Source organism: Actinocatenispora rupis (assembly GCF_016861975.1).
Taxonomy (GTDB): domain Bacteria; phylum Actinomycetota; class Actinomycetes; order Mycobacteriales; family Micromonosporaceae; genus Actinocatenispora; species Actinocatenispora rupis.
Window position 1 is genome coordinate 234,870 of record NZ_BOMB01000001.1, and the last position, 22,394, is coordinate 257,263.

Below are 22,394 nucleotides of genomic sequence, written 5' to 3' on the forward strand. Positions count from 1 at the left end.
GGGCCGTACCGTGTGGCCATGCGGGTCAGTACTGTCATCCTGCCCATCTACCGGTGGGCCGTGGCGGCGGACGTGTGGCGGCGGGCCGAGGAGCTGGGCTGCCACGCGGCGTACACCTACGACCACCTGTCCTGGCGGGAGCCGTTCCGGGACGGGACGTGGTTCGGTGCGGTGCCGACCCTGACCGCGGCGGCCACGGTCACCAGCCGGCTGCGGCTCGGCACCATGGTCACCTCGCCGAACTTCCGCCATCCGGTACCGCTGGCGAAGGATCTGATGTCGGTCGACGACGTGTCCGGCGGCCGGCTGACCGTCGGCGTCGGCTCCGGCGGCACCGGGTTCGACGCGCGGGTGCTGGGCGCCGAGCCGTGGTCGCCGCGGGAGCGCGCCGACCGGTTCGCCGAGTTCGTGCCGCTGCTGGACCGGCTGCTGCGGGAGCCCACCACCACCGACACCGGCCGGTACTACTCTGCCCACGAGGCGCGGATGGTGCCGGGCTGCGTGCAGCGTCCCCGCGTCCCGCTGTACGTGGCGGCGACCGGTCCGCGCGGCCTCGCCCTCGCCACCCGGTACGGCGACGGCTGGGTGACGACCGCGGACGACCCGGCCGACGAGATCGCCCGGCTGGCCGCGGCCTGCGCGGACGCCGGCCGCGACCCCGCCGGGCTGGACCGCGTGGTACTGACCGGGTTCGGCCCGCTGCCGGACTCGCCGGCCGGTTTCGTCGACCTGGCCGGCCGGTACGCGGAGCTGGGCGTCACCGAGCTGGTCGTGCACTGGCCCGTGCCGGACACGCAGTTCGCCATGGACCAGGGGCTGTTCGAGCGGGTCGTGACGGCGCTGACCTGAGCCGCCGCCGCGCGCACGCTCTCCGGAGTCAGGACACCGGCACGGCCACCTCCTGCAACCGTGCGAAGTTCGCCCGGTACGCGTCGTGCGCCGCGGCGCCCTCGATGCGCAGCAGCGCCTCGTCGTTCTCCCGCAGCGAGGAGAAGTCGAGGTTGTGCGAGCCGGTCCACACCCACTTCGTGTCCGGGTGGGCCGCGTAGTTGCCCTCGACCAGGAAGTACTTGGAGTGCACCAGGTACCCGTCGGCGGTCTTGAGGTGGCGCAGGGTCAGGTTCGCGTGGCCGGTGAGGGTCGCGACCTGGTTGCTGTCGGTGTAGACGATATCGACGCGACATCCTTGCGCCGCAAGGGAAACCAGCGCGTCCGCCACCCCCGCCCGGTGCAGCGCGTACGCCGAGACTCGGACGATCGAGCGGTGGTCGCCGGGCGTACCGACGGTGCTGTTGCCGGTGCACCCGACGTTGCCGAGGATGTCGACGACGACGTCACCGGTCTCCTGCGGGAAGAAGTAGTACTTCTCGGCGCCGACCGTGCCGCTGGTGAAGTAGTCGTTGTTGCCGACCATCGCGGCCAGGTCGTTGAAGTACTGCACGTACGCGGTGTAGAGCGGGGTGTTGCCCACCACCGTGTACGCGTTGTTGAAGTACTTCTCGGTGTTGAGCGCGGTCGCGTTCGCCGACGCCTGGATGACCACGTCCTCCGCCACTCCCGGGTCGCCGATCCGGGAGAACAGGAAGAACTTGTTGTGGTTGATGGGATTCACGCCGCCGTACGCGATGCACGCGCCGCCCTGGTGACACACCCGTACCCACGAGGTGGTGGTCATGTCGGTGCCGAGCGCGGCGATCAGGTTCTGCGCCGCCGCCGAGGTGCTGTACTTCGCGTCGAGGACGACGCGGATCTGCACGCCGCGGTCGTGCGCGGCGACCAGCGCGTCGGTGTAGTCCTGGTCGGTCAGCGCGTACATGGAGGTCCGGATCAGCCGGCCGGGCTGGGTGTTCGCGACGGCGCCGAGGATGTGGTCCTTCACCGCGTCCTGCGCCGCGGCGTCACCGTACGGGTCGTTGAACACGGCGCCGGTGGCGATCGGCGCCGCGTGCGGTCGGGGATGGTGGTCGTCGGGGTGTGCCGCGGCGGGGGCGGCGCCGGGCAGGACGAGCGCGGCCAGCAGTACGGCCGCCGCGATCACGCGTCCGCGCATGGGTACTCCTCGTCGGGAGGTGTCGGGGCGCGGACCAGCCTGGTGCCGCGACCCGCCCGGGCACCACACCGTTGCGCCATGCGCACCGGCGGTACCGCAGGCCGGTCAGGCGGCGGGTTCGGCGATGCAGGCCGTGGCGGTGTGGCGGAAGCCGATCCGCGCGTAGATGCGGGCCACGTCCGCCGAGTCGGCGGCCAGGAACACCAGTCCGGTACCGGCGGCCAGCGACGCGCGGACCAGCCGGGTGGTGACCGCGCGGGCGAGGCCGCGGCGCCGCGCGGACGGCAGCGTACCGACGCCGGCGACCTCGGCCACCGCGCCGACCCGCTGTACGGTGCCGATCGCGACCGGCCCGTCCGGCCCGTCGACCAGCGCCCGGACGTGCCGGCCGGCGCGGATCAGGTCCGCCTCGACGGCCAGCGCCGCGGCCGACACCGGTGTGTACGCGGCGTCCCGCTCGGCCGTACCGGCCTCGCCCACCGCCGTACCGTGTGCGGCGAAGGCGACCGCGCCGACCGCGTGCCAGGCGGCCAGGTCCGCGGCGAAGCCCGGGTCGTCCGGGTCGAGCAGCCGCACCGTGGTCCCGGCGACCGGCTCCGGCGTCACGCCCGCCGGCAGCACCATCAGCGGCGCCCGCTGTACCGCGAGCCCCGCCTCCTCGGCCGGCCCGATCAGGCCCGGCGTCGTCTCGTCCACCCACTCGAACGCCTCCGGTACGCCCAGCTCGCGTTGCCGGGCGCGGACCGCGGCGACGTCGGCGGCCGTACCGGCGGGGGTGCCGAGCGCGGGGCGGGCGTAGAACGGGTGCCCCTCGCCGTCCCGGACGAACAGGTCGAACGGGCCGATCCGTTCCACCCGTGCCCGGTCCCGGGGTACGGCGTCGTAGAAGGTCTCCAGCGTGGCGAGCAGGCCGGTGTCGAGGTCGGTCACGAACGGTGAGCCTAGCCAGCGGTACGCCCCGCGCGCGACGGCACTGCTCCGGGATCCGGACGCCCGGCGCCGTACGGGCCGGCACGGTCCGGTACCGGGCGTGCCCACCGGTACTCTGTGTCAATCTCCACTGCGCTCGGCAGGCGTTCGAGCCTCCCGGTTGATACCGTTCGAGGAACTGGGAGTGGTGAGATCTTTCACGAAGAGGTGACCCGGTGTCCGCGCCGGGGGGTCTCGTAAACTCCAATGTCACGTATCGGGCCGACGCCGTCCCGCCTCAGCATGCATTTTTCCCGCCGGGCGGCCACAGGCATCCCGGCGTACTCACGACCCTGGAGGCCCGATGACGCTGCCCGCCACCGGTGTCCCCGCGACCGGGACCGGCGTCCCCGCCACCGGCCTGTACGACCCGTCGTACGAGCACGACGCCTGCGGTGTCGCGTTCGTGGTCGACGCGCGTGGCCGGCGCTCGCACCGGACCGTCACCCGCGGCCTGTCCGCCCTGGTCCGGATGGAGCATCGCGGCGCCGCCGGCGCGGAGCCCAACACCGGTGACGGCGCCGGCATCCTGCTCCAGGTGCCCGACGCGTTCTGCCGCGCGGTCGCCGGGTGCGAGCTGCCCGCCGCCGCCCCCGACGGCAGCCTCCGGTACGCGACGGGGCTGGTGTTCCTGCCGGGGGACGATGCGGACGCGGCGCGCGCCGAGCGGATCGTCGCCAAGTACGCGGTGGCCGAGGGCGCCGAGGTGCTCGGCTGGCGGGACGTACCGACCGACCCGGGCGAGCTGGGGGAGACGGCGCGGCGCGCGATGCCGCGGATCCGGCAGGTGTTCCTCGCCGCGCACGACATGTCGGACGGCACGCCGCTGTCCGGCCTGGCGCTGGAGCGCGTCGCGTACTGCGTGCGCAAGCAGACCGAACGGGAGACGCGGGAGCGCGGCGTGCCCGCGTACTTCCCGTCCCTGTCGTCGCGGACGATCGTCTACAAGGGCATGCTCACGCCGCCGCAGCTGGGCCGGTTCTTCGCCGACCTGTCCGACGAGCGGGTCACCTCGGCGATCTCCCTGGTGCACAGCCGGTTCTCGACGAACACGTTCCCGTCGTGGCCGCTGGCGCACCCGTTCCGGCTGGTGGCGCACAACGGCGAGATCAACACGATCCGCGGCAACCGCAACTGGATGGCGGCCCGCGAGGCGCTGCTGTCCTCGACGCTGCTGCCGGGCCGCATCAAGCGCCTCTTCCCGATCTGTACGCCGGGGGCCTCCGACTCCGCCACCTTCGACGAGGTGCTGGAACTCCTGCACCTGGCCGGGCGCAGCCTGCCGCACTCGGTACTGATGATGATCCCCGAGGCGTGGGAGAACGACCCGCGGATGGACGCCGCCCGCCGCGCGTTCTACCAGTTCCACGCGTGTCTGATGGAGCCGTGGGACGGGCCGGCGTGCGTGTCGTTCACCGACGGCACCGTCATCGGCGCGGTACTGGACCGCAACGGCCTGCGTCCCGCGCGCTGGTGGCGTACCGACGACGACACCGTGGTGTTCGCCTCCGAGGCCGGCGTCCTGGACCTGGACCCGGCGACCGTGGTGGCGAAGGGCCGGCTCACCCCGGGCCGGATGTTCCTGGTGGACACGGCCGCGGGCCGGATCGTCACCGACGACGAGATCAAGGGCGAGCTGGCCGCGGCCGAGCCGTACGACGAGTGGTTGACGGCCGGGCTGATGCGGTTGGAGGACCTGCCCGCCCGCGAGCACATCGTCTACACGCACGACAGCGTCGCCCGTCGCCAGCAGACCTTCGGGTACACCCAGGAGGAGCTGAAGATCCTGCTGGCGCCGATGGCGACCAAGGGCGCCGAGCCGTTGGGGTCGATGGGCACCGACACCCCGGTCGCGGTGCTGTCGAAGCGTCCCCGCCTGCTGTACGACTACTTCACGCAGCTGTTCGCGCAGGTGACCAACCCGCCGCTGGACGCGATCCGGGAGGAGCTGGTCACCAGCGTCGCCACCACCATCGGGCCGGAGCACAACCTGCTCGACGCCTCCCCGGCGAGCTGCCGGCAGATCGTGCTGCCGCACCCGGTGCTGGACAACGACGAGCTGGCGAAGATCCTGTCCGTCGACGAGGACGGCGACATGCCGGGCTTCAAGGCGGTCCGGGTCTCCGGCCTGTACCGGGTGGCCGACGGCGCGGCGGGCATCAAGGCCCGCATCACGCAGATCTGCCGGCACGTGTCGGAGGCGATCGAGGACGGGGTCCGCATCCTGGTGCTGTCCGACCGGGACTCGACCGCCGACCTGGCGCCGATCCCGTCGCTGCTGCTCACCGCCGCCGTACACCAGCACCTGGTGCGCGAGCAGACCCGTACGCAGGTGTCGTTGGTGGTGGAGTCCGGTGACTGCCGCGAGGTGCACCACGTCGCCGTGCTCCTCGGGTACGGCGCGTCCGCGGTCAACCCGTACCTGGCGTTCGAGACGATCGAGGACCTGATCGCGGCCGGCACCATCACCGGCATCGAGCCGGCGAAGGCCGTCGCGAACTACGCGAAGGGCCTCGGCAAGGGCGTCCTGAAGATCATGTCCAAGATGGGCATCTCCACCGTCGCGTCGTACACCGGCGCGCAGGTGTTCGAGGCGATCGGGCTCGCCGACAAGCTCGTCCAGCGCTACTTCACCGGTACCACGTCGCGGATCGGCGGGGTGGGCCTGGCGGAGATCGCCGCCGAGGTGGCCGCGCGGCACGACCGCGCGTACCCGCGGAACCCGGCGGAGGCGGCGCACCGGGTGCTCGACGTGGGCGGCGAGTACCAGTGGCGGCGCGAGGGCGAGGTGCACCTGTTCAACCCGGAGACGGTGTTCCTGCTCCAGCACTCGACCCGGTCCCGGCAGTACGACATCTTCCGCAAGTACACCGCGGCGGTGGACGGGCTGGCCGCCGAGTCCGGCTCGCTGCGCGGGCTGTTCTCCTTCCGTACCAACGGTCGTACGCCGGTGCCGCTGTCGGAGGTGGAGCCGGTCGAGGCGATCGTGCGGCGGTTCGCGACCGGCGCGATGAGCTACGGCTCGATCTCCGCCGAGGCGCACACCGACCTGGCGATCGCGATGAACCGGCTGGGCGGCAAGTCCAACACCGGCGAGGGCGGCGAGGACCGCGACCGGCTGTACGACGCCGAACGGCGCAGCGCGGTGAAGCAGGTCGCGTCCGGCCGGTTCGGCGTGACCAGCGAGTACCTGGTGAACGCGGACGACATCCAGATCAAGATGGCGCAGGGCGCGAAGCCCGGCGAGGGCGGCCAGCTGCCCGGCAACAAGGTGTGGCCGTGGGTGGCGCGCACCCGGCACTCGACGCCGGGCGTCGGGCTGATCTCGCCTCCGCCGCACCACGACATCTACTCGATCGAGGACCTGGCGCAGCTCATCTTCGACCTGAAGAACGCCAACCCGGCCGCGCGCATCCACGTGAAGCTGGTCAGCGAGGTCGGCGTCGGTACGGTCGCCGCCGGTGTCGCGAAGGCGCACGCCGACGTGGTGCTCATCTCCGGCCACGACGGCGGGACGGGCGCCTCGCCGCTCAACTCGCTCAAGCACGCCGGCGGCCCGTGGGAGCTGGGCCTCGCCGAGGCGCAGCAGACGTTGCTGCGCAACGGACTCCGCGACCGGGTCACCGTCCAGGTCGACGGCCAGCTCAAGACCGGCCGGGACGTGGTGGTCGCGGCGCTGCTCGGCGCCGAGGAGTTCGGTTTCGCGACCGCGCCGCTGATCGTGCAGGGCTGCGTCATGATGCGCGTCTGCCACCTCGACACCTGCCCGGTCGGCATCGCCACCCAGAACCCGGAGCTGCGCGCCCGGTACACCGGCACGCCCGAGTTCGTCGAGACCTTCTTCCGGTACCTGGCGGAGGAGGTCCGGGAACACCTGGCACAGCTGGGTTTCCGTACGTTGGACGAGGCGATCGGCCAGGTCGAGCTGCTCGACGTGGCGCCGGCGGTGGACCACTGGAAGGCGTCCGGGCTGGACCTGTCGCCGATCCTGGCGTCGGAGCCGGCCGGCGACGGCGCCCGCCGCCGTACCCGGGAGCAGGACCACGGGCTGGAGTCCGTGCTCGACGTCAAGCTCACCGAGCTGGCACGGTCCACATTGGACACCCGGGAGCCGGTGTCGGCGACCCTGCCGATCCGCAACACCGACCGCGCCGTCGGCACCATGCTCGGCTCCGAGCTGACCCGCCGGTACCCGGACGGGCTGGACGACGGCTCGATCACCTTCACCTTCACCGGTACGGCGGGGCAGTCGTTCGGCGCGTTCCTGCCGAAGGGCGTGACGCTGCGGCTGTTCGGCGACGCCAACGACTACGTCGGCAAGGGCCTGTCCGGCGGCCGGCTGGTGATCCGGCCGGACGCGGCGGCGCCGTTCGACCCGCGCGACAACATCATCGCCGGCAACACCGTCCTGTACGGCGCCACCGCCGGCGAGCTGTACGCCGACGGCGTGGTCGGGGAACGCTTCGCGGTCCGCAACTCCGGCGCGGTCGCCGTCGTCGACGGCTGCGGCGACCACGGCTGCGAGTACATGACGGGCGGCGAGGTGGTGGTGCTCGGCGGGACCGGGCGCAACTTCGCGGCCGGCATGTCCGGCGGCACCGCGTACGTGTTCCGCCTGGACCCGGCGCTCGTCAACCGCGAACTGGTCGGCCTGGAGCCACTGTCCACATCGGACCAGCAGCGGCTGCACGCGCTCGTCTCCGCGCACCACGCGGAGACCGGCTCGACGCTCGCCGCCGAGCTGCTGGCCGACTGGACCGCCGCGGTCGAACAGTTCACGAAGGTGCTGCCCCGCGACTACAAGCGGGTCCTGGAGACCATCGCCGCGGCCGAGCGGTCCGGCGCCGACGTCGACACGGCGATCATGGAGGTGGCAGGTGCCTGACGCGAGGGGCTTTCTCCAGCACGGCCGGGCGCTGCCGCCGAAGCGACCGGTACCGGTGCGCATCTCCGACTGGCGCGAGGTGTACACCAGCCACGACGAGGACGCGCTGAAGGCGCAGGCGACCCGCTGCATGGACTGCGGGATTCCGTTCTGCCACAACGGATGCCCGCTCGGCAACCGGATCCCGGAGTGGAACGAGCTGACCCGTACCGGGGCGCACGCGGCGGCGATCGAGCAGCTGCACGCCACGAACAACTTCCCGGAGTTCACCGGGCGGCTGTGCCCGGCACCCTGCGAGGCGGCCTGCGTCCTCGGCATCGCCGACGATCCGGTCACCATCAAGCAGATCGAGGTCCAGATCATCGACCGGGCGTACGACGACGGTCTGGTCGCGCCGCAGCCGTCGCCCGCGCCGTCCGGCAAGCGCGTCGCGGTCGTCGGATCCGGACCGGCCGGGATGGCCGCCGCGCAGCAGCTTGCCCGCGCCGGCCACGAGGTCGTCGTGTACGAGCGGGACGAGCGCCCCGGTGGCCTGCTCCGCTTCGGCATCCCCGACTTCAAGCTGGAGAAGGAGCACATCGACCGGCGGCTCGACCAGCTCACCGCCGAGGGCGTACGGTTCGTGACCGGCTGCGAGGCCGGCGTCGACGTGACCGCCGAGCAGCTGCGCGCCGAGTACGACGCGGTGTTGCTGGCGACGGGCGCGCTGGCCGGCCGGGACACCGACACCACCGGGCGTGGCCTGTCCGGCGTACACCTGGCGATGGAGCACCTGGTCGCCTCGAACCGCGCCGTCCACAGTGGACAGACGCCGGCGATCAGCGCCGAGGGCAGGCACGTCGTCATCATCGGCGGCGGCGACACCGCGGCCGACTGCCTCGGCGTCGCGCACCGGCAGGGCGCCGCCAGCGTCACCCAGCTCGACCTGTACCCGGAGCCGCCCGCGACCCGCGCCGGCGAACGCGACCCGTGGCCGACCTGGCCGACCATCCTGCGCGTGTACCCGGCGCACGAGGAGGGCGGCACCCGCGAGTTCGCTGCCGCCGCGGAGGAGTTCGTGGACGACGGCACCGGCCGGGTCCGCGCCATCCGGATCCAGAAGGTCGAGGTCACCCGGGTCGACGGCCGCCGCGTCGTCACCCCCGTACCCGGCAGCGAGCAGGAACTGCCCGCCGACCTGGTCCTGCTGGCGATCGGCTTCGAGGGCACCGAGCCCTCGCCGCTGCTCGACTCGCTGGGCGTGGCCCGCTCGCCGCGCGGCACCCTGGACTGCGGCGCCGACTGGCAGACCGCCGCCGAGGGCGTGTTCACCGCCGGCGACGCCCACCGGGGCGCCTCGCTGATCGTGTGGGCCATCGCCGAGGGCCGCGCCGCCGCCGCCGCGATCCACCGGTACCTGGGGGTTCCGGGCGACCTGCCCGCGCCGGTCACCGCCGACGCGCAGCCGCTCGCCGTCCCGCGCTGACGCGTACGGGCCGGCCCGGGACGACCGGGCCGGCCCGTACCGTTCAGCGGTCGGGGAGCGCGGCCAGTACGGTGTTGTGCGCCTGCTGGTAGATGACCGAGCTGCGGTAGCTGACGATCTCCCGCCGCCGGCTCAGCCGGTCCACCAGGAACGCGTGCAGGTGTTCGAGATCCTGCACCGCCACGTGGACCAGGAAGTCGTCGCCGCCCGCCACCACGAACACCGACACCACCTGCGGCAGCCCCGTCACGAACTCCTGGAAGCCGTCGATCACCGCCCGGCTCAGCGGCCGGATCTGCACCGACACGAACGCCTGCACGCCGCGGTTCAGCGCCGCCATGTCCACCTGCGCGTGGTACCCGCGGATCACGCCGCGCTCGTGCAGCGACCGGACCCGTTCCAGGCAGGTCGAGGGGGCGATGTCGAGGCGCCGGGCCAGTTCGCGGTTGGTCTGCCGGGCATCGCGCTGCAACTCCTCGACCAGCGCCGAATCTCGTTCGTCCATGCCCACGATCTTTCCAGCATCCCCGAACGATGTTCGGTACGCGCCGGAAACGTCCGGGCGGATGGCTAGCGTTGCCGCCGGTCGATCGGACGAGGGGGAACGGATGGCGAAGCTCGGCACACCCGCCGGCGTCGCGATGTACGTCGGCGCGGTGCTCGGCCCCGGCGTCCTTGCGCTGCCCGCCCTCGCGGTCCGTACGGCCGGGCCGGCGTCGATCCTGTCCTGGGCCGGACTGCTCGCGGTCAGCGGCCCGATCGCCGCCGCGTTCGCCGCGCTCGGCGCCCGGTACCCGGACGGCGGGGGCGTCGCCAGCTTCGTCCGCCGCGCCCTCGGCCCGCGCGCCGCGGCCGCCGTCGGCTGGTGGTTCTACCTCGTCGTACCGGTCGGCACGGTGGCCGGCGCCGTCGTCGGCGCACAGTACGTCGGGCTCGGCGGGTATCCGGGCACGGTGGCGACCGCGGCGCTGCTGCTGGCCGCCGCGTTCGCCGCGAACGCGCTCGGGCTGCGGCTGTCCGGCGCCCTCCAGACCGCCCTGGTCGCCGTACTCGTCGCGCTGCTCGTCGTCGCCGTGACGGTCGCCGCGCCGGACGCCCGCGCCGCCAACCTGACCCCGTTCGCCCCGCACGGCGCCGGGTCCGTGCTGTCCGCCGCCGGCGTGCTGTTCTTCGGCTTCGCCGGCTGGGAGGCCGGCACGCACCTGTCCGCCGAGTTCCGCGACCCGCGGCGGACCCTGCCCCGGGTCACCGCGCTGGCGCTCGTCGCCGTCACCGTCCTGTACCTCGGTCTCGCCCTGGTCACGGTGACCGTGCTCGGCCCCGCCGCCGGACGTACGCCGGTGCCGTTGACGGTGCTGCTCGCGCACGGCATCGGCCCCGCCGCCCGCCCCGTCACCGCCGTCGCCGCCGTACTGCTGGCGTTCGGCGCGATCAACACGTACCTGGCCAGCGCCGCCCGGCTCGGCGCCGCCCTCGCCCGCGACGGCGCCCTGCCCCACGCACTCGCCGGTACGCCACGGCGCAGCCTCACCCTGCTCGCCGTCCTCACCGCCGCCGTACTCGGCGCCGACGCGTACCTGCGGCTGCCGCTCGACACGCTGCTGCGCGCCACCGCCGCCTGCCTCGCCGCCGTCGTCACCGCCGGCATGCTCGCCGCCGCCCTCCTCCTCCCGCGCCGCACCCCCACCTGGTACGGCGCGCTCGTCGGCGGCGCCGCCACCCTCGCCGTCCTCGCCGCCACCGGCCCCCTGCTGGCGTACCCGGTGGTCGTCGGGGTCGCCGGCGCCGCCTTCCACCACGCCCACCGCGCGAAACGCGCCCGCCGAACGCACCCGGACCGCCGCACCTCCACGGCCGGACCGGTGCGCTGAGGAGTACGTCGCGGGCACCCGGCCGATTGCGGATCGTCGGTAGGCTGCCCGCAGGCGAGGGGGCGCCGGTACGGCCGAAGCGGCGCGCGCGCCGCGGACGACCACGACCGCACCGAACACGCCAACACCGTCGACACCGGACAGGACAGCGATGACCGACTGGATCCCGGGTACCGAGCGGGAAGCGGCCCTGGCCGCCGCGGTCGAGGCCCACGACGTCGCCGGCTACCTGCGCGTGCTCGCCGACGGCGAACTGCTGCTGCCGATCGACGCCGACGCCGCGGTACGCGGGGACGCCCTCCGCTGGGCCACGTTCCCGTCCGGCGACACGCGGGTGCTCGCCGCGTACACGTCGGGGACGGCGATGCTCGCCGCGACCGACGGGGCGTTCACCACGTTCCGCAAGGTCACGCTGGCGACCCTGCTCGACCAGTGGCCCGACGCGTCCTGGCAGCTCGGCGTCGACGTGAACCTGCCGGTCGGCGCGATCTTCCCGGTCGACCAGGTACGCGCCGCGCTCGGGCCCGCGCCCGCCGGCGACGAGCGACCGTCACGGCCGGTCGAGTCACCCGCCGAACGCCCGACGAAGCCGACCATGCGTACCGAGGTCGCCCCCGACACGGCCACCGGCCCGGACGCCGGCAACGGCACACCCAGCGTCATGCAGAAGGTACTGCCGCCCGACCAGGTGCGCCGCTACCTCGACGACGGGTACGACCTGGTCGCCGGCTACGTCTACAAGGCCGCCGACGCCGCCCCGCTCGCCACCGTCCGCGACATCGTCACCGGCCTCGGCCTGACGTACGAGGGGTCGCCGTTCGACCCCGACGACGAGTACGTGTGGGTCATCCGGTGGCGGTCCGTCGTCGCCAGCGTGTTCCGCGTCCCGTTCGGCGGCACCGACGCCAGCCACCTTCCCGTCTGGGGAGACAAGGGCTGGGTCGTCGAGCACGCGCCGTTCGCCGGCAACGGGTTCGCGCCGCATCCGTCGATCCCCATCCCCGAATGGAAGGTCGACAGCACCCGCCTGACCTCCGGCGCCGAGATGTACCGCATCGACCGGCACGGCCGTCAGGACCTCGTCGCTGTCTACAGCTCGTCCGCCGCCCGTTGGCAGCGTCCCGCCGGAGGTACCGCGTGATCCGCGAAGGCATGTTCCTGGTCTGGCGCGACCAGATCTACCCAGCCAACACCGACGGCGCCCGCCTCCTCATCTACACCGACGCCCCCGCCGAGGGCTTCCGCCAGACCGCCCCCGGCCGGTACGAGCGCGACGTCACCGACGAGGACGTCAACGGTGCGTACGTGTCGACCATCGGCACCTGGCGCGGCGTCCCCGTCAAGGCGCTCTACGAGCACGGCGACCACATCCGCATCGAGTACACCGGCGGTCGCGCCGACGTCGCCGAGTCCCTCGGCATGGAACGCGTCGACAAGGGCGTCTACCAGATCTGGACCACTCGCCAGGAACTCCTCGATCTCCACGAGACCGCCCTGTCGTGACCCCCGACGAGCCGTTCGTCGCCGGGACCGTCGTGTCCTGGTGGAGCGCGCCTGGGTCCGCCGCGGACGTTCGCACCGCTCCCGTCGTCACCGACCAGGACCACGCCGCCGACGATCCACGGCACGGCACCACCGCTGCCGCCGGTACCGGTCGAGGCCAGGGTGCGTGTCGGGTCGCGGGACGCCGACGCCCGCGCGGACGGTCCGCCCACCTCGCCGAGAGGGTTCCGGTCGACCTTCGCCGTCGACGCCTCCCGGATCGACGGTCCCGTACCCGTAGTGCTCGTTCCGGCCTGCCTGGCGCTCGGTGGCGGGCAGTTCCCCAGGCGTTCCCGACCTTGCCCGTACCGGGGAGGAACTTGGCGCAACGGGGCCAACACGCTTGTCAGCGGTCGAGGGAGTAGACGACGGCGAGGATGACGCCGCACACCATCGCCGCGATGGTCCAGCCGCGGGCGCGGACGATCTGCCGCTCGAACTCGTACGCGTCGCCGCGGTCGCGGGCGCCCATCGCGAGTGCGGAGAACACGATGCCCACGATGCCGAACGGCAGGCAGCAGCAGACGGTGGAGGCGATCGAGAGGCCGAGCCAGAGGCCGGGGGAGTCGCCGCCGCGTGGCGCGTAGCCGTCGAAACCGTCGCTCATCGGCCACCGCCCCGGGTCCGTGCCGTTGTCGGGCGTCATCGTACCGAGAGTGCGCCAGCCATGCCGTTCCGCGATGATCGTCCTCCTTCGTCCCGCCAATTCCGTACGACGACGGCTCGTGGCCGACGGGCCGTGTTGACGGGATGCGGCGCCGGACCGGGTACGGCGGGGCAGTGACCGGGCCGTGATCCACGGGAGGTCGGGGTGTCGGGCGGTGGGATCTTCGGCGTACCGGCGATGTTGCCGAGGGATTTCCGGTGGCTGTCGGGTGTCCACAAGGTTACGGCGTTTGGGCTGTTCGCAGAGGGTGGGACGGGCGCCACAGCCCGGCCGCGGCCAGGTATAGCCTGACGGGCGTGACACGTCGAGCGAAGATCGTTTGTACCATCGGTCCGGCCACCGCCACGCCGGAGCGGATGCGGGGACTGGTCGAGGCGGGCATGGATGTGGCCCGGCTGAACTTCAGCCACGGCAGCCACGCCGACCACGAGGCCGTGTACCACATGGTGCGTGAGGCCGCCGCGGCCACGGGGCGGGCGGTCGGCATCCTCGCCGACTTCCAGGGGCCGAAGATCCGCCTCGGCACGTTCGCCGAGGGCAAGGCTGAGTGGAACACCGGCGACACGGTCGTCATCACCGCCGAGGACGTCGAGGGCACCGCCGCGCGGGTGTCGGTGACGTACAAGAAGCTTCCGGCGGAGGTGCGTTTCGGGGACCGGCTGCTCGTCGACGACGGCAAGCTGGCCCTGGAGGTCACCGACGTGACCGGTGACGACATCACCTGCCTGGTGGTGGAGGGCGGCCCGGTCTCCAACAACAAGGGCCTGTCGCTGCCGAACGTGGCGATCAGCGTCCCGGCGCTGAGCGAGAAGGACGCCGAGGACCTGCGGTTCGCGCTGGGCCTCGGGGTCGACCTGGTGGCGCTGTCGTTCGTGCGGTCGGCCGACGACATCAAGCCGGCGCACGAGATCATGGACGAGCTGGGCAACCGCGTCCCGATCATCGCGAAGATCGAGAAGCCGGAGGCGGTGGACCGTCTCGACGCGATCGTCGACGCGTTCGACGGGCTGATGGTGGCGCGCGGCGACCTGGGCGTCGAGCTGCCGCTGGAGCGGGTACCGATGGTGCAGAAGCACGCGGTGCAGCTGTGCCGGGAGAACGCGAAGCCGGTCATCGTCGCCACCCAGATGCTCGACTCGATGATCGAGAACTCGCGGCCCACCCGCGCGGAGACGTCCGACGTCGCCAACGCCGTACTCGACGGGGCGGACGCGGTGATGCTGTCCGCCGAGACGTCCGTCGGCCGGTACCCGGTGCTGACGGTGCGGACGATGGCCCGCATCGTGGAGTACGCCGAGTCGGGCGAGTTCACGTGCCCCGGTCTCCAGCACGACCCGCGTACGCAGGGCGGCGCGATCACGGCCGCGGCGGCGCACACGGCCGGGGTGATCGGCGCGAAGGCGCTGGTGGCGTTCAGCCAGACCGGCGACACGGTGCGGCGGCTCGCCCGGCTGCACTCGCCGCTGCCGCTGCTGGCGTTCACGCCGGAGGAGAAGGTGCGCCGGCAGCTCGCGCTGAGCTGGGGCGTGGAGACGTTCCTGGTGCCGTTCGTGCACCACACGGACGACATGTTCCGCCAGGTCGACCACGCCCTGCAGGACCTCGGGCACGGCCGCGCCGGCGACTCCGTCGTCATCGTCGCGGGCACCCCCGCCGGTACGCCGGGTTCGACGAACACGCTGCGGGTGCACCGCCTCGGCTCGCTCGCCGACCCGGCCTGACATGCCCGACCAGCACGACCCGTCCGGGCCGGACCGCAACGAGGGTCCGGCCCGGACGGGTGCTGCCGGCGGTCCCGCCGAACCGGCCGGGCCGGGCGGCGCCGCGCCGCTGACCGGGCAGGCCGCCGTCGACAACCTGCTCGGCCTGCTCGACCTGGAACCCATCGAGGTCAACATCTTCCGCGGGCGCAGCCCCGAGGTGGGGCCGCAGCGGGTGTTCGGCGGGCAGGTCGCGGGGCAGGCGCTGGTCGCCGCCGGGCGTACGGTCGACGCCGCCCGGCCGGTGCACTCGCTGCACGGCTACTTCGTGCGCCCCGGCGACCCCACCGTGCCGATCGTGTACTCGGTGGAGGTGATCCGGGACGGCGGTTCGTTCTCGGTGCGCCGGGTGACCGCGATCCAGCACGGCAAGTCGATCTTCTTCATGTCCGCCTCGTTCCACACACCGGAGCGCGGGCTGGACCACCAGACGCAGATGCCGTCCGACGTACCGCCGCCCGAGAGCGTGCCGACGCTGACCGAGCGGCTCGCCCGCTACCCGGAACGGCTCGGGATCTGGTCGCGCGTCCCGCAGTCCATCGACGTGCGGTACGTCGGCGAGCCCGGCTGGGTACCCAGCGGCGACCGGCCCGCCTCGCCGCACCAGCGGGTGTGGATGCGCATCGCCGGGCGGCTGCCGGACAGCCCGCTCATCCAGGCCTGCGCCCTGACGTACGCCAGCGACCTGACGCTGCTCGACTCGGTACTGTCCTGGCACGGCGAGGTCTGGGGGCCGGAGGGGTTCGCCGGGGCGAGCCTCGACCACGCGGTGTGGTTCCACCGGCCGTTCCGCGCCGACGACTGGTTCCTCTACGACTGCGAGAGCCCGTCCGCCGCCGACGGCCGCGGCCTCGCCACCGGGCGCATCTTCGCCGCGGACGGCCGGCACCTGGCGACCGTCGTACAGGAGGGTCTGCTCCGCCGCGTCGGCTCCTGACCGCAGCCACGTTGTCCAGCAGCACAACCCATGCCGGCGCCACCGGCCGCGGCTACGCCAGCAGGCTCAGGTAATGGCGCGCCACGGCAGTGGCCGCGGACCGCGACTCGTCGTACGTCATGCCGTGGCCGTGCAGCGTGTTCCCGGTGCGGGGCTCGTCGTACACCGCCGCCCGGTACTCGACGACCACCAGCACGTTGCGGTCCCGGGCGACCACCTTCGCCCCGGTCAACGGATACGTGATCGCGTCGGCCTCGGTCTTGCCCGAGATGATCGGCCCCGCGACGGCCGCCGCGAACGCCTCGTCGCCGAGCTTCGGCAGCCGGCGCACGTTCCCCTCGTCCCCGCCGTTGGCGCTCTCGTCCCCGGCGTAGTCCAGATCGTTCCGGTACGAGCCGCGCGCGGTCGCCACGTCGGACGCCAGCGTCAGCGTCACGTTCAGCGCCACACCGCGCGCCGTGGTCAACGACTCCCACTGGCACAGCCGTTGCTGGTCCGACGAGTTCGACCCGTCCGCCCGGACTCCCTTGGCACGCTTGGGAAGCGCGGCACCGATCGCGCACCCGTCCGGCAGTTTCGCGTACGTCGCGGCGGCGCTGGGCGACGCGCTGGCACTCCCGGACGCGCCCCCGCTCGCGGCACCGCGCGGCGCCGACCCGTGCTGCGGCGCGCCGCCGAGCCGCGCGGCGAACACGATGCCACCGGTGACGAGCCCACCCACCAGCAGTACGGCCACGACCACCACCAGCGGCACCACCCAGCCCGGCCGCCCCGAACCACCGCCGGGCGGCGGCGGAGGGAAACCAGGCGGCGGCCCGCCGTACCCGGAAGTCGTCCACGGCGCACCGGCCGCGGGCATCCCCGGCTGCGGACCGGCCCCGAGCACTGGCATCCCGGGCTGTAGCGCCGGAACGGGCCCAGCGCCGGAAGCGGGCGGCACCGCACCCGGAACGTCCACCCCGGGCCGGCCCGGACCAGAAGGCGGGTACCCGATGGTCTGGTCGAACGGAGGGAACGCGGCAGGCTCCTGCGGCCGCTGACCGAAGGGCGGCTGCGAGGCGTCCGGCGATCCAGGCACGGCGTTCATGGCGCCCCATTCTGTCGGGGACCGTCAAGCCCGCCGGAACCGGGCCGGCGGGCGGGGTGCGGCACGCCCGGTCGGGACCGTCGGGGAGAATCGGGCGGCGGGGGAGGGATCGCTGTGCGGATCGGGCTGCTCGGGCCACTGGAGGTGGCCGACGGGGACGCCGACGTCGCCGTGACCGGCGCGCGGCTGCGTGCCTTGCTCGCGCTGCTCGCCCTGCACCCCGGCCGCCCCGTCGGCGTCGACCGGATCGTCGCCGCCCTGTGGGGCGAGGAGGCACCAGCCGGGGCGGCCAACGCGCTCCAGTCGCTGGTGTCCCGGCTGCGCCGGGTCGTACCGGTGGCGATCCGTTCGCTGCCCGCCGGGTACCAGGTGGACCTGGCCGCCACGGACGTCGACACCGGACGCTTCGCCGACCTCGCCGCCACCGGTCGCCGCCGGCTCACCGACGGCGACCCCGTCGGCGCCGTCGACGCGCTGCGCGACGCGCTCGCCCTCTGGCGCGGCCCCGCCCTGGCCGACGTGACGGCACCGTTCGCCGCACCCGTCGCCACCCGACTCGCCGCCGACCGGCTCACCGCGACCGGCGACCTCGCCGAGGCGTACCTGGGGGCGGGGATGGCGGAGGACGCCGCGCTGCTCGTCGCCGGCCCCGCCGCCGACCACCCGCTCGACGAACGGCTGTGCACCCTCACCGTCCGCGCCTTGTACGCGGCCGGCCGGCAGGCCGACGCCCTCGCCGCGTACGAGACGACCCGGCGCGCCCTCGCCGACGAGCTGGGCATCGACCCGTCCGCCGACCTCGCCGCCGTCCACCTCACCGTGCTGCGCGGCGAACCCAGCGGCGACACCACACCCACCGGCGCCACCAACCTGCGCGCCGCGGTGTCCAGCTTCATCGGCCGCGACCGCGAGACCGGCGAGATCCGCAAACTGCTCGCCGACACCCGGCTCGTCACCCTCGTCGGCCCCGGCGGTACCGGCAAGACCCGGCTGGCCGGTGAAGCCGCCGGCGGGCTGCTCGACCGGTACCCGGACGGCGTGTGGTTCGTCGAACTCGCCCCCGTCGCCGACCCCGTCGACGTACCGCACGCGGTGTTCGCCGCGCTCGGCGCCACCGCACCCAGCCTGTCCGGCGCCACCACACCCAGCCTGCCGGCCGCCACCCGGACCGCGCCCGCCGTCCGGGACCGCGCCGAACACCTGCGCGCCCTGCTCGCCGACCGGCGCCTGCTGCTCGTCCTCGACAACTGCGAACACCTCGTCGACGCCGCCGCCCGGCTCGCCGACGACGTCCTCGCGCACTGCCCCGGCGTCCGGATCCTCGCCACCAGCCGCGCCCCGCTCGGCATCACCGGCGAGAAGCTCTACCCGGTACCCCCGCTCGAACTGCCCGCCGAGGGCGCCGACGCCGACACCGCCGGTACCACCGCCGCGGTCCGGCTGCTCGCCGACCGGGCCGCCGCCGTACGGTCCGGCTTCACCGTCGACGCCGGCAACGTCGCCGCCGTGACCCAGATCTGCCGCCGCCTCGACGGCGCCCCGCTCGCCCTCGAACTCGCCGCCGCCCGCCTGCGTACGCTGACCCCCGCGCAGGTCGCCGAGCGCCTCGACGACCGGTTCCGGCTGCTCACCGCCGGCGACCGCACCGCACCCGGCCGGCACCAGACCCTCCAGGCCGTCGTCTCCTGGAGCTGGGACCTGCTCGACGAACCGCAACGCGCCCTCGCCCGCCGGCTGTCCGTGTTCGCCGGCGGCGCCAGCCTCGACGCCCTCGACGCCGTCTGCCCCGGCGGGCCGCTGCCGGCCGACGCCGTCCTCGACGCGCTCACCGGCCTCGTCGACCAGTCCCTCGTCGACGCCGGCGAGGACGGCCGCTACCGGATGCTGGAGACACTCCGCGCGTACGGCGCCGACCGGCTCGCCGACGCCGGCGAGACCCGCGCCACCCGCGACGCGCACCTCGCGTACCACCTGGCGCTCGCCGAACGGCTCGAACCGCTGCTGCGCACCAGCGAACAGGACACCGCGATCGCCGGCCTCACCGCCGACTACGACAACCTCGTCACCGCCCTGCGGTACGCCATCGACGCCCGCGACGCGCACTCCGCCCTGCGTCTCGGCAGCACCATGCTCTGGTACTGGTTCCTCCTCGGGTACGCCACCGACGCCACCAGCCTGCTGCACGACGTCATGCGCATCGCCCCGGACGAACCGCCCGCCGGCCTCGCCGCGCCGTACGCGCTGTGCTACCTCGGCTCGCAGCTCGACTCCCTCGGCGAGTACGTCAACCACCGCGAACGCGTACGCGGAAAGATCGAACGCTTCGAACGGCTCGCCGACGCCGCCCGTGCCGAAGGCCCGCTCCCGCCGCCGCTCGCCCTCGCCCGCTGCTTCCCCGCCCTGCTCGCCGGCGACCACGAGCGCACCCGCGCCCGCCTCGGCGAACTCGTCGACGGCGCCGACCGCTGGACCGCCGCCGCCGCACAGATGCTGCGCGCCAACATCACCCACGACGTCCTGCGTACGCCCGAGGCCGCCGCCCGCGACGCCGACCAGGCCGTCGCCCGGTTCCGCGACCTCGGCGAACGCTGGGGCCTCTCCGCCGCCCTCGTCGGCCAGGGCGAACACCTCGTCGCCCTCGGCGACCTCGACCGCGCCGCCGACGTCCTCGCCGAAGCCTGGGACGTCGCCCGCCACTTCATCCCGCGCGGCGAGCAACCCGGCTTCCTCGTCCGCCTCGCCGGCATCCACATCCGCGCCGGGGACGTCGACACCGCCGAACGCGAACTCGCCGAAGCCAACACCCTGCGCGCCAGCCTCCCGCCCGGCGACCGGCACCGCGGCCAGGACTGGTGGTTCCAGGCCGAGATGGTCGCCGGCGAGGTGCACCGCGCCCGCGGCCGGTACGACGCCGCACGCGACTGCTACCACCGCATCCTGCGCTGGTCCGACGAGAACCCCGGCTCCCGGCCACCCCAGGTCGGCGCCTTCGCGTACAACGGGCTCGCCCGGCTCGCCCACGACAACGGCGACACCGCCGAGGCCGAATCCCTGGTGTACCAAGGGATCCGGCGGCTCGCGCCCAGCCGCGACCTGCCCATGATGGCGTACCTGGTGGAGACCCTCGTGCTCGCCACCGGCGAGCAGGACCCCCGCCGCGTCGCCGTCCTCCTCGGCGGCTTCGCCGCCGCCTCCCCCCACCGGCTGCCCGCCCTGCGCGAGGCCGCCGACGCCGCCCGCGCCGCCCTCGGCCCCGCCGAGTACGACCGGGCCGCCGCGGAAGGCGCCGACCTCGACTTCGCCGGCGTCTGCGCCTACCTCGGCGTGCCCCTCACCAACTGATCACACCTTCCGCCGGTACGCCCGGATCGCCAGCGGCGCGAACACCACCGTCAACGCCACCGTCCACGCCAGCGACCACCACACCGACGAGCCCACCGGCGTACCCGTCAACAGCCCGCGTACCGCGGTCGACAGGTGCGACACCGGATTCACCTTCGCCCACGACTGCAGCCACCCCGGCATCGTCTCCGTCCGCACCAGCACGTTGCTGCCGAACGTGATCGGGAACATCAGCACACCCGAGAACAGCTGCACCGTCGTCGCCGACTTCGCCAACAGGCCGATCAGCATCGACACCCACGACAGCCCCACACCGAACAGCACCACCAACGCCAGACCGGCCACAGTGGACAGTGGACCGGTGTGGATCCGGAACCCCAGCACCATCCCGAACCCCAGCAGGATCACCAGCGACGCGCCGAACCGCACCAGATCCCCGATCGCGCGCCCCACCAACGGCGCCGACCGCGCGATCGGCAGGCTCCGCAACCGGTCGAACACCCCGTTCGTGATGTCCTGGTTCAGCCCCGCGCCCGTCGCCATGATCGAGAACACCCCGGACTGCGCGATCAACCCCGGCAACGCGTACTGCAGGTACGACGCGCTGTCGCCCGCGATCGCCCCACCGAACACGTACACGAACAGCACGATGAAGATCAGCGGCTGGATCACGAACCCGGCCAGCTCGCCCGGGTTCGACTTCAACTGCACCAGGTTCCGCCACGCCAGCGTCAGGCTGTGCCGCGCCGCCTGCACCGGCGACACCCGGTGCGCGATCGTCGCCTCGGTCACGACACCCTCCCCGTACCGTTCCCGTTCGCGTCACCGGTCGCGTGCCCCGTCAACGACAGGAACACGTCGTCCAGGCTCGGCAGCCGCAACGCCAGCTCCAGCACCGGAACCCCCACCTCGTCCAACCGCCGCAACACCGCCGCCGGTACCGCCGGGTCGGCCACCGGCGCCGACAGCCGCTGCCCCCGTACCGTCGGGGCCACCCCCGTCAGCTCCGCCACCACCACGGCCACCCGCTCCACCGCGTCCGGATCCGCCGGCCGGATCTCCAGCGTCTGACCACCCGTCTTCGCCTTCAACTCGTCCGGCGACCCCGTCGCGATCACCTTCCCGTGGTCGATCACCGCGATGTCGTCCGCCAACTGGTCCGCCTCGTCCATGTACTGCGTCGTCAGCAGCACCGTCGACCCGTCCGCCACCAGACCCCGCACGATGCCCCACAACTCGTTGCGGCTGTGCGGATCCAGCCCCGTCGTCGGCTCGTCCAGGTACAGCACACCCGGCCGCCCCACCAGGCTCACCGCCAGGTCCAGCCGCCGCCGCATGCCCCCCGAGTACGTCTTCGCCCGGCGGCCACCCGCGTCCGCCAGCCCGAACCGCTCCAGCAGCTCCGCCGACCGCCGCCGCGCGTCCCGCCGCGACAGCCCCAACAACCGACCCACCAGCAGCAGGTTCTGCGTGCCCGTCAGCTCCTCGTCCACCGCCGCGTACTGCCCCGTCAGGCCCACCACCCCGCGTACCTCGTGCGCCTGGCGCACCACGTCGAACCCGGCCACCCGGGCCGACCCCGCGTCCGGCCGCAACAACGTCGCCAGCACCCGCACCGCCGTCGTCTTGCCCGCCCCGTTCGGCCCCAGCACACCCAGTACCGTGCCGGAACGCGCGAACAGGTCCACCCCGTCCAGCGCCGTCGTCGCGCCGAACCGCTTCACCAGCCCCTCGGCCTCAATCGCGTACATCGCCGCACCCGCGCACCGCCGCGCCTCCCTCGGTCGTCACCACGCCACCATCGCGCCGACCGCTGACA

The 22,394-nt window shown here is 73.5% G+C and carries 16 protein-coding genes; 9 read left to right on the forward strand and 7 right to left on the reverse strand.

From position 1 onward, the window contains the following. Window positions 1-18: 18 nt before the first annotated feature. Window positions 19-849: an LLM class flavin-dependent oxidoreductase gene (locus Aru02nite_RS01110; RefSeq protein WP_203654129.1), complete on the forward strand. Its 831-nt coding sequence runs from the start codon at window positions 19-21 to the stop codon at window positions 847-849. A gap of 28 nt (window positions 850-877) precedes the next feature. Here the strand turns inward: Aru02nite_RS01110 and Aru02nite_RS01115 are convergent, their stop codons facing one another. After that, window positions 878-2,050, reverse strand: coding sequence for a phospholipase D-like domain-containing protein (locus Aru02nite_RS01115; RefSeq protein WP_203654130.1), 1,173 nt, complete (start codon window positions 2,048-2,050; stop codon window positions 878-880). A gap of 105 nt (window positions 2,051-2,155) precedes the next feature. Then, window positions 2,156-2,980 carry a GNAT family N-acetyltransferase gene (locus tag Aru02nite_RS01120; protein ID WP_203654131.1) on the reverse strand — a complete coding sequence of 275 codons (825 nt, stop codon included), beginning with the start codon at window positions 2,978-2,980 and terminating at the stop codon, window positions 2,156-2,158. A gap of 343 nt (window positions 2,981-3,323) precedes the next feature. Here Aru02nite_RS01120 and gltB point away from each other — a divergent pair, with 343 nt between their 5' ends. Then, window positions 3,324-7,904 (forward strand): glutamate synthase large subunit, encoded by a 4,581-nt coding sequence (gltB, locus tag Aru02nite_RS01125; protein WP_203654132.1) that lies wholly within the window; start codon window positions 3,324-3,326, stop codon window positions 7,902-7,904. Continuing rightward, window positions 7,897-9,369, forward strand: coding sequence for a glutamate synthase subunit beta (locus Aru02nite_RS01130; RefSeq protein WP_203654133.1), 1,473 nt, complete (start codon window positions 7,897-7,899; stop codon window positions 9,367-9,369). Before gltB ends, Aru02nite_RS01130 begins: the two co-directional genes overlap by 8 nt. A 43-nt stretch (window positions 9,370-9,412) precedes the next feature. Here the strand turns inward: Aru02nite_RS01130 and Aru02nite_RS01135 are convergent, their stop codons facing one another. After that, window positions 9,413-9,874: an Lrp/AsnC family transcriptional regulator gene (locus Aru02nite_RS01135; RefSeq protein ID WP_203654135.1), complete on the reverse strand. Its 462-nt coding sequence runs from the start codon at window positions 9,872-9,874 to the stop codon at window positions 9,413-9,415. Between the two features lie 103 nt (window positions 9,875-9,977). Here Aru02nite_RS01135 and Aru02nite_RS01140 point away from each other — a divergent pair, with 103 nt between their 5' ends. The 3 genes from Aru02nite_RS01140 (at window position 9,978) to Aru02nite_RS01150 (ending at window position 12,743) form a co-directional block, all read left to right on the forward strand. Continuing rightward, a complete protein-coding gene (locus Aru02nite_RS01140; protein ID WP_203654137.1) occupies window positions 9,978-11,240 on the forward strand; it encodes an APC family permease in 1,263 nt (420 codons plus the stop codon). Between the two features lie 151 nt (window positions 11,241-11,391). After that, window positions 11,392-12,381 (forward strand): SseB family protein, encoded by a 990-nt coding sequence (locus Aru02nite_RS01145; protein ID WP_203654139.1) that lies wholly within the window; start codon window positions 11,392-11,394, stop codon window positions 12,379-12,381. Further along, window positions 12,378-12,743, forward strand: a complete 366-nt coding sequence (locus Aru02nite_RS01150) for a UCP033725 family protein (protein WP_239076260.1) — start codon at window positions 12,378-12,380, stop codon at window positions 12,741-12,743. Before Aru02nite_RS01145 ends, Aru02nite_RS01150 begins: the two co-directional genes overlap by 4 nt. A gap of 385 nt (window positions 12,744-13,128) precedes the next feature. Here the strand turns inward: Aru02nite_RS01150 and Aru02nite_RS01155 are convergent, their stop codons facing one another. Continuing rightward, window positions 13,129-13,428, reverse strand: a complete 300-nt coding sequence (locus tag Aru02nite_RS01155) for a CD225/dispanin family protein (RefSeq protein ID WP_203654141.1) — start codon at window positions 13,426-13,428, stop codon at window positions 13,129-13,131. A 308-nt stretch (window positions 13,429-13,736) separates the two neighbouring features. On the opposite strand from Aru02nite_RS01155, the gene pyk reads away from it, so the two are divergent. Both pyk and Aru02nite_RS01165 read left to right on the forward strand, forming a co-directional pair. Next, on the forward strand, window positions 13,737-15,170 hold the full coding sequence (pyk, locus tag Aru02nite_RS01160; RefSeq protein WP_275408567.1) for a pyruvate kinase: 1,434 nt from the start codon (window positions 13,737-13,739) through the stop codon (window positions 15,168-15,170). 1 nt (window position 15,171) lies between these two features. Continuing rightward, a complete protein-coding gene (locus Aru02nite_RS01165; RefSeq protein ID WP_203654144.1) occupies window positions 15,172-16,146 on the forward strand; it encodes an acyl-CoA thioesterase in 975 nt (324 codons plus the stop codon). Window positions 16,147-16,198: 52 nt separating this feature from the next. Here Aru02nite_RS01165 and Aru02nite_RS01170 read toward each other — a convergent pair whose 3' ends face one another. Continuing rightward, window positions 16,199-16,891, reverse strand: a complete 693-nt coding sequence (locus Aru02nite_RS01170; protein WP_203654145.1) for a hypothetical protein — start codon at window positions 16,889-16,891, stop codon at window positions 16,199-16,201. A 456-nt stretch (window positions 16,892-17,347) separates the two neighbouring features. Between Aru02nite_RS01170 and Aru02nite_RS01175 the strand changes: the two genes are divergently transcribed. Beyond that, the gene (locus Aru02nite_RS01175) at window positions 17,348-20,575 is read left to right on the forward strand and encodes an ATP-binding protein (protein WP_203654146.1); all 3,228 of its coding nucleotides are present in this window, start codon (window positions 17,348-17,350) and stop codon (window positions 20,573-20,575) included. On the opposite strand, the gene Aru02nite_RS01180 is transcribed toward Aru02nite_RS01175, so the two are convergent. After that, window positions 20,576-21,367, reverse strand: coding sequence for an ABC transporter permease (locus Aru02nite_RS01180; RefSeq protein WP_203654147.1), 792 nt, complete (start codon window positions 21,365-21,367; stop codon window positions 20,576-20,578). Further along, window positions 21,364-22,326, reverse strand: coding sequence for an ATP-binding cassette domain-containing protein (locus Aru02nite_RS01185; protein ID WP_203654148.1), 963 nt, complete (start codon window positions 22,324-22,326; stop codon window positions 21,364-21,366). The genes Aru02nite_RS01180 and Aru02nite_RS01185 overlap by 4 nt, the downstream gene beginning before the upstream one ends. Window positions 22,327-22,394 lie beyond the last annotated feature (68 nt).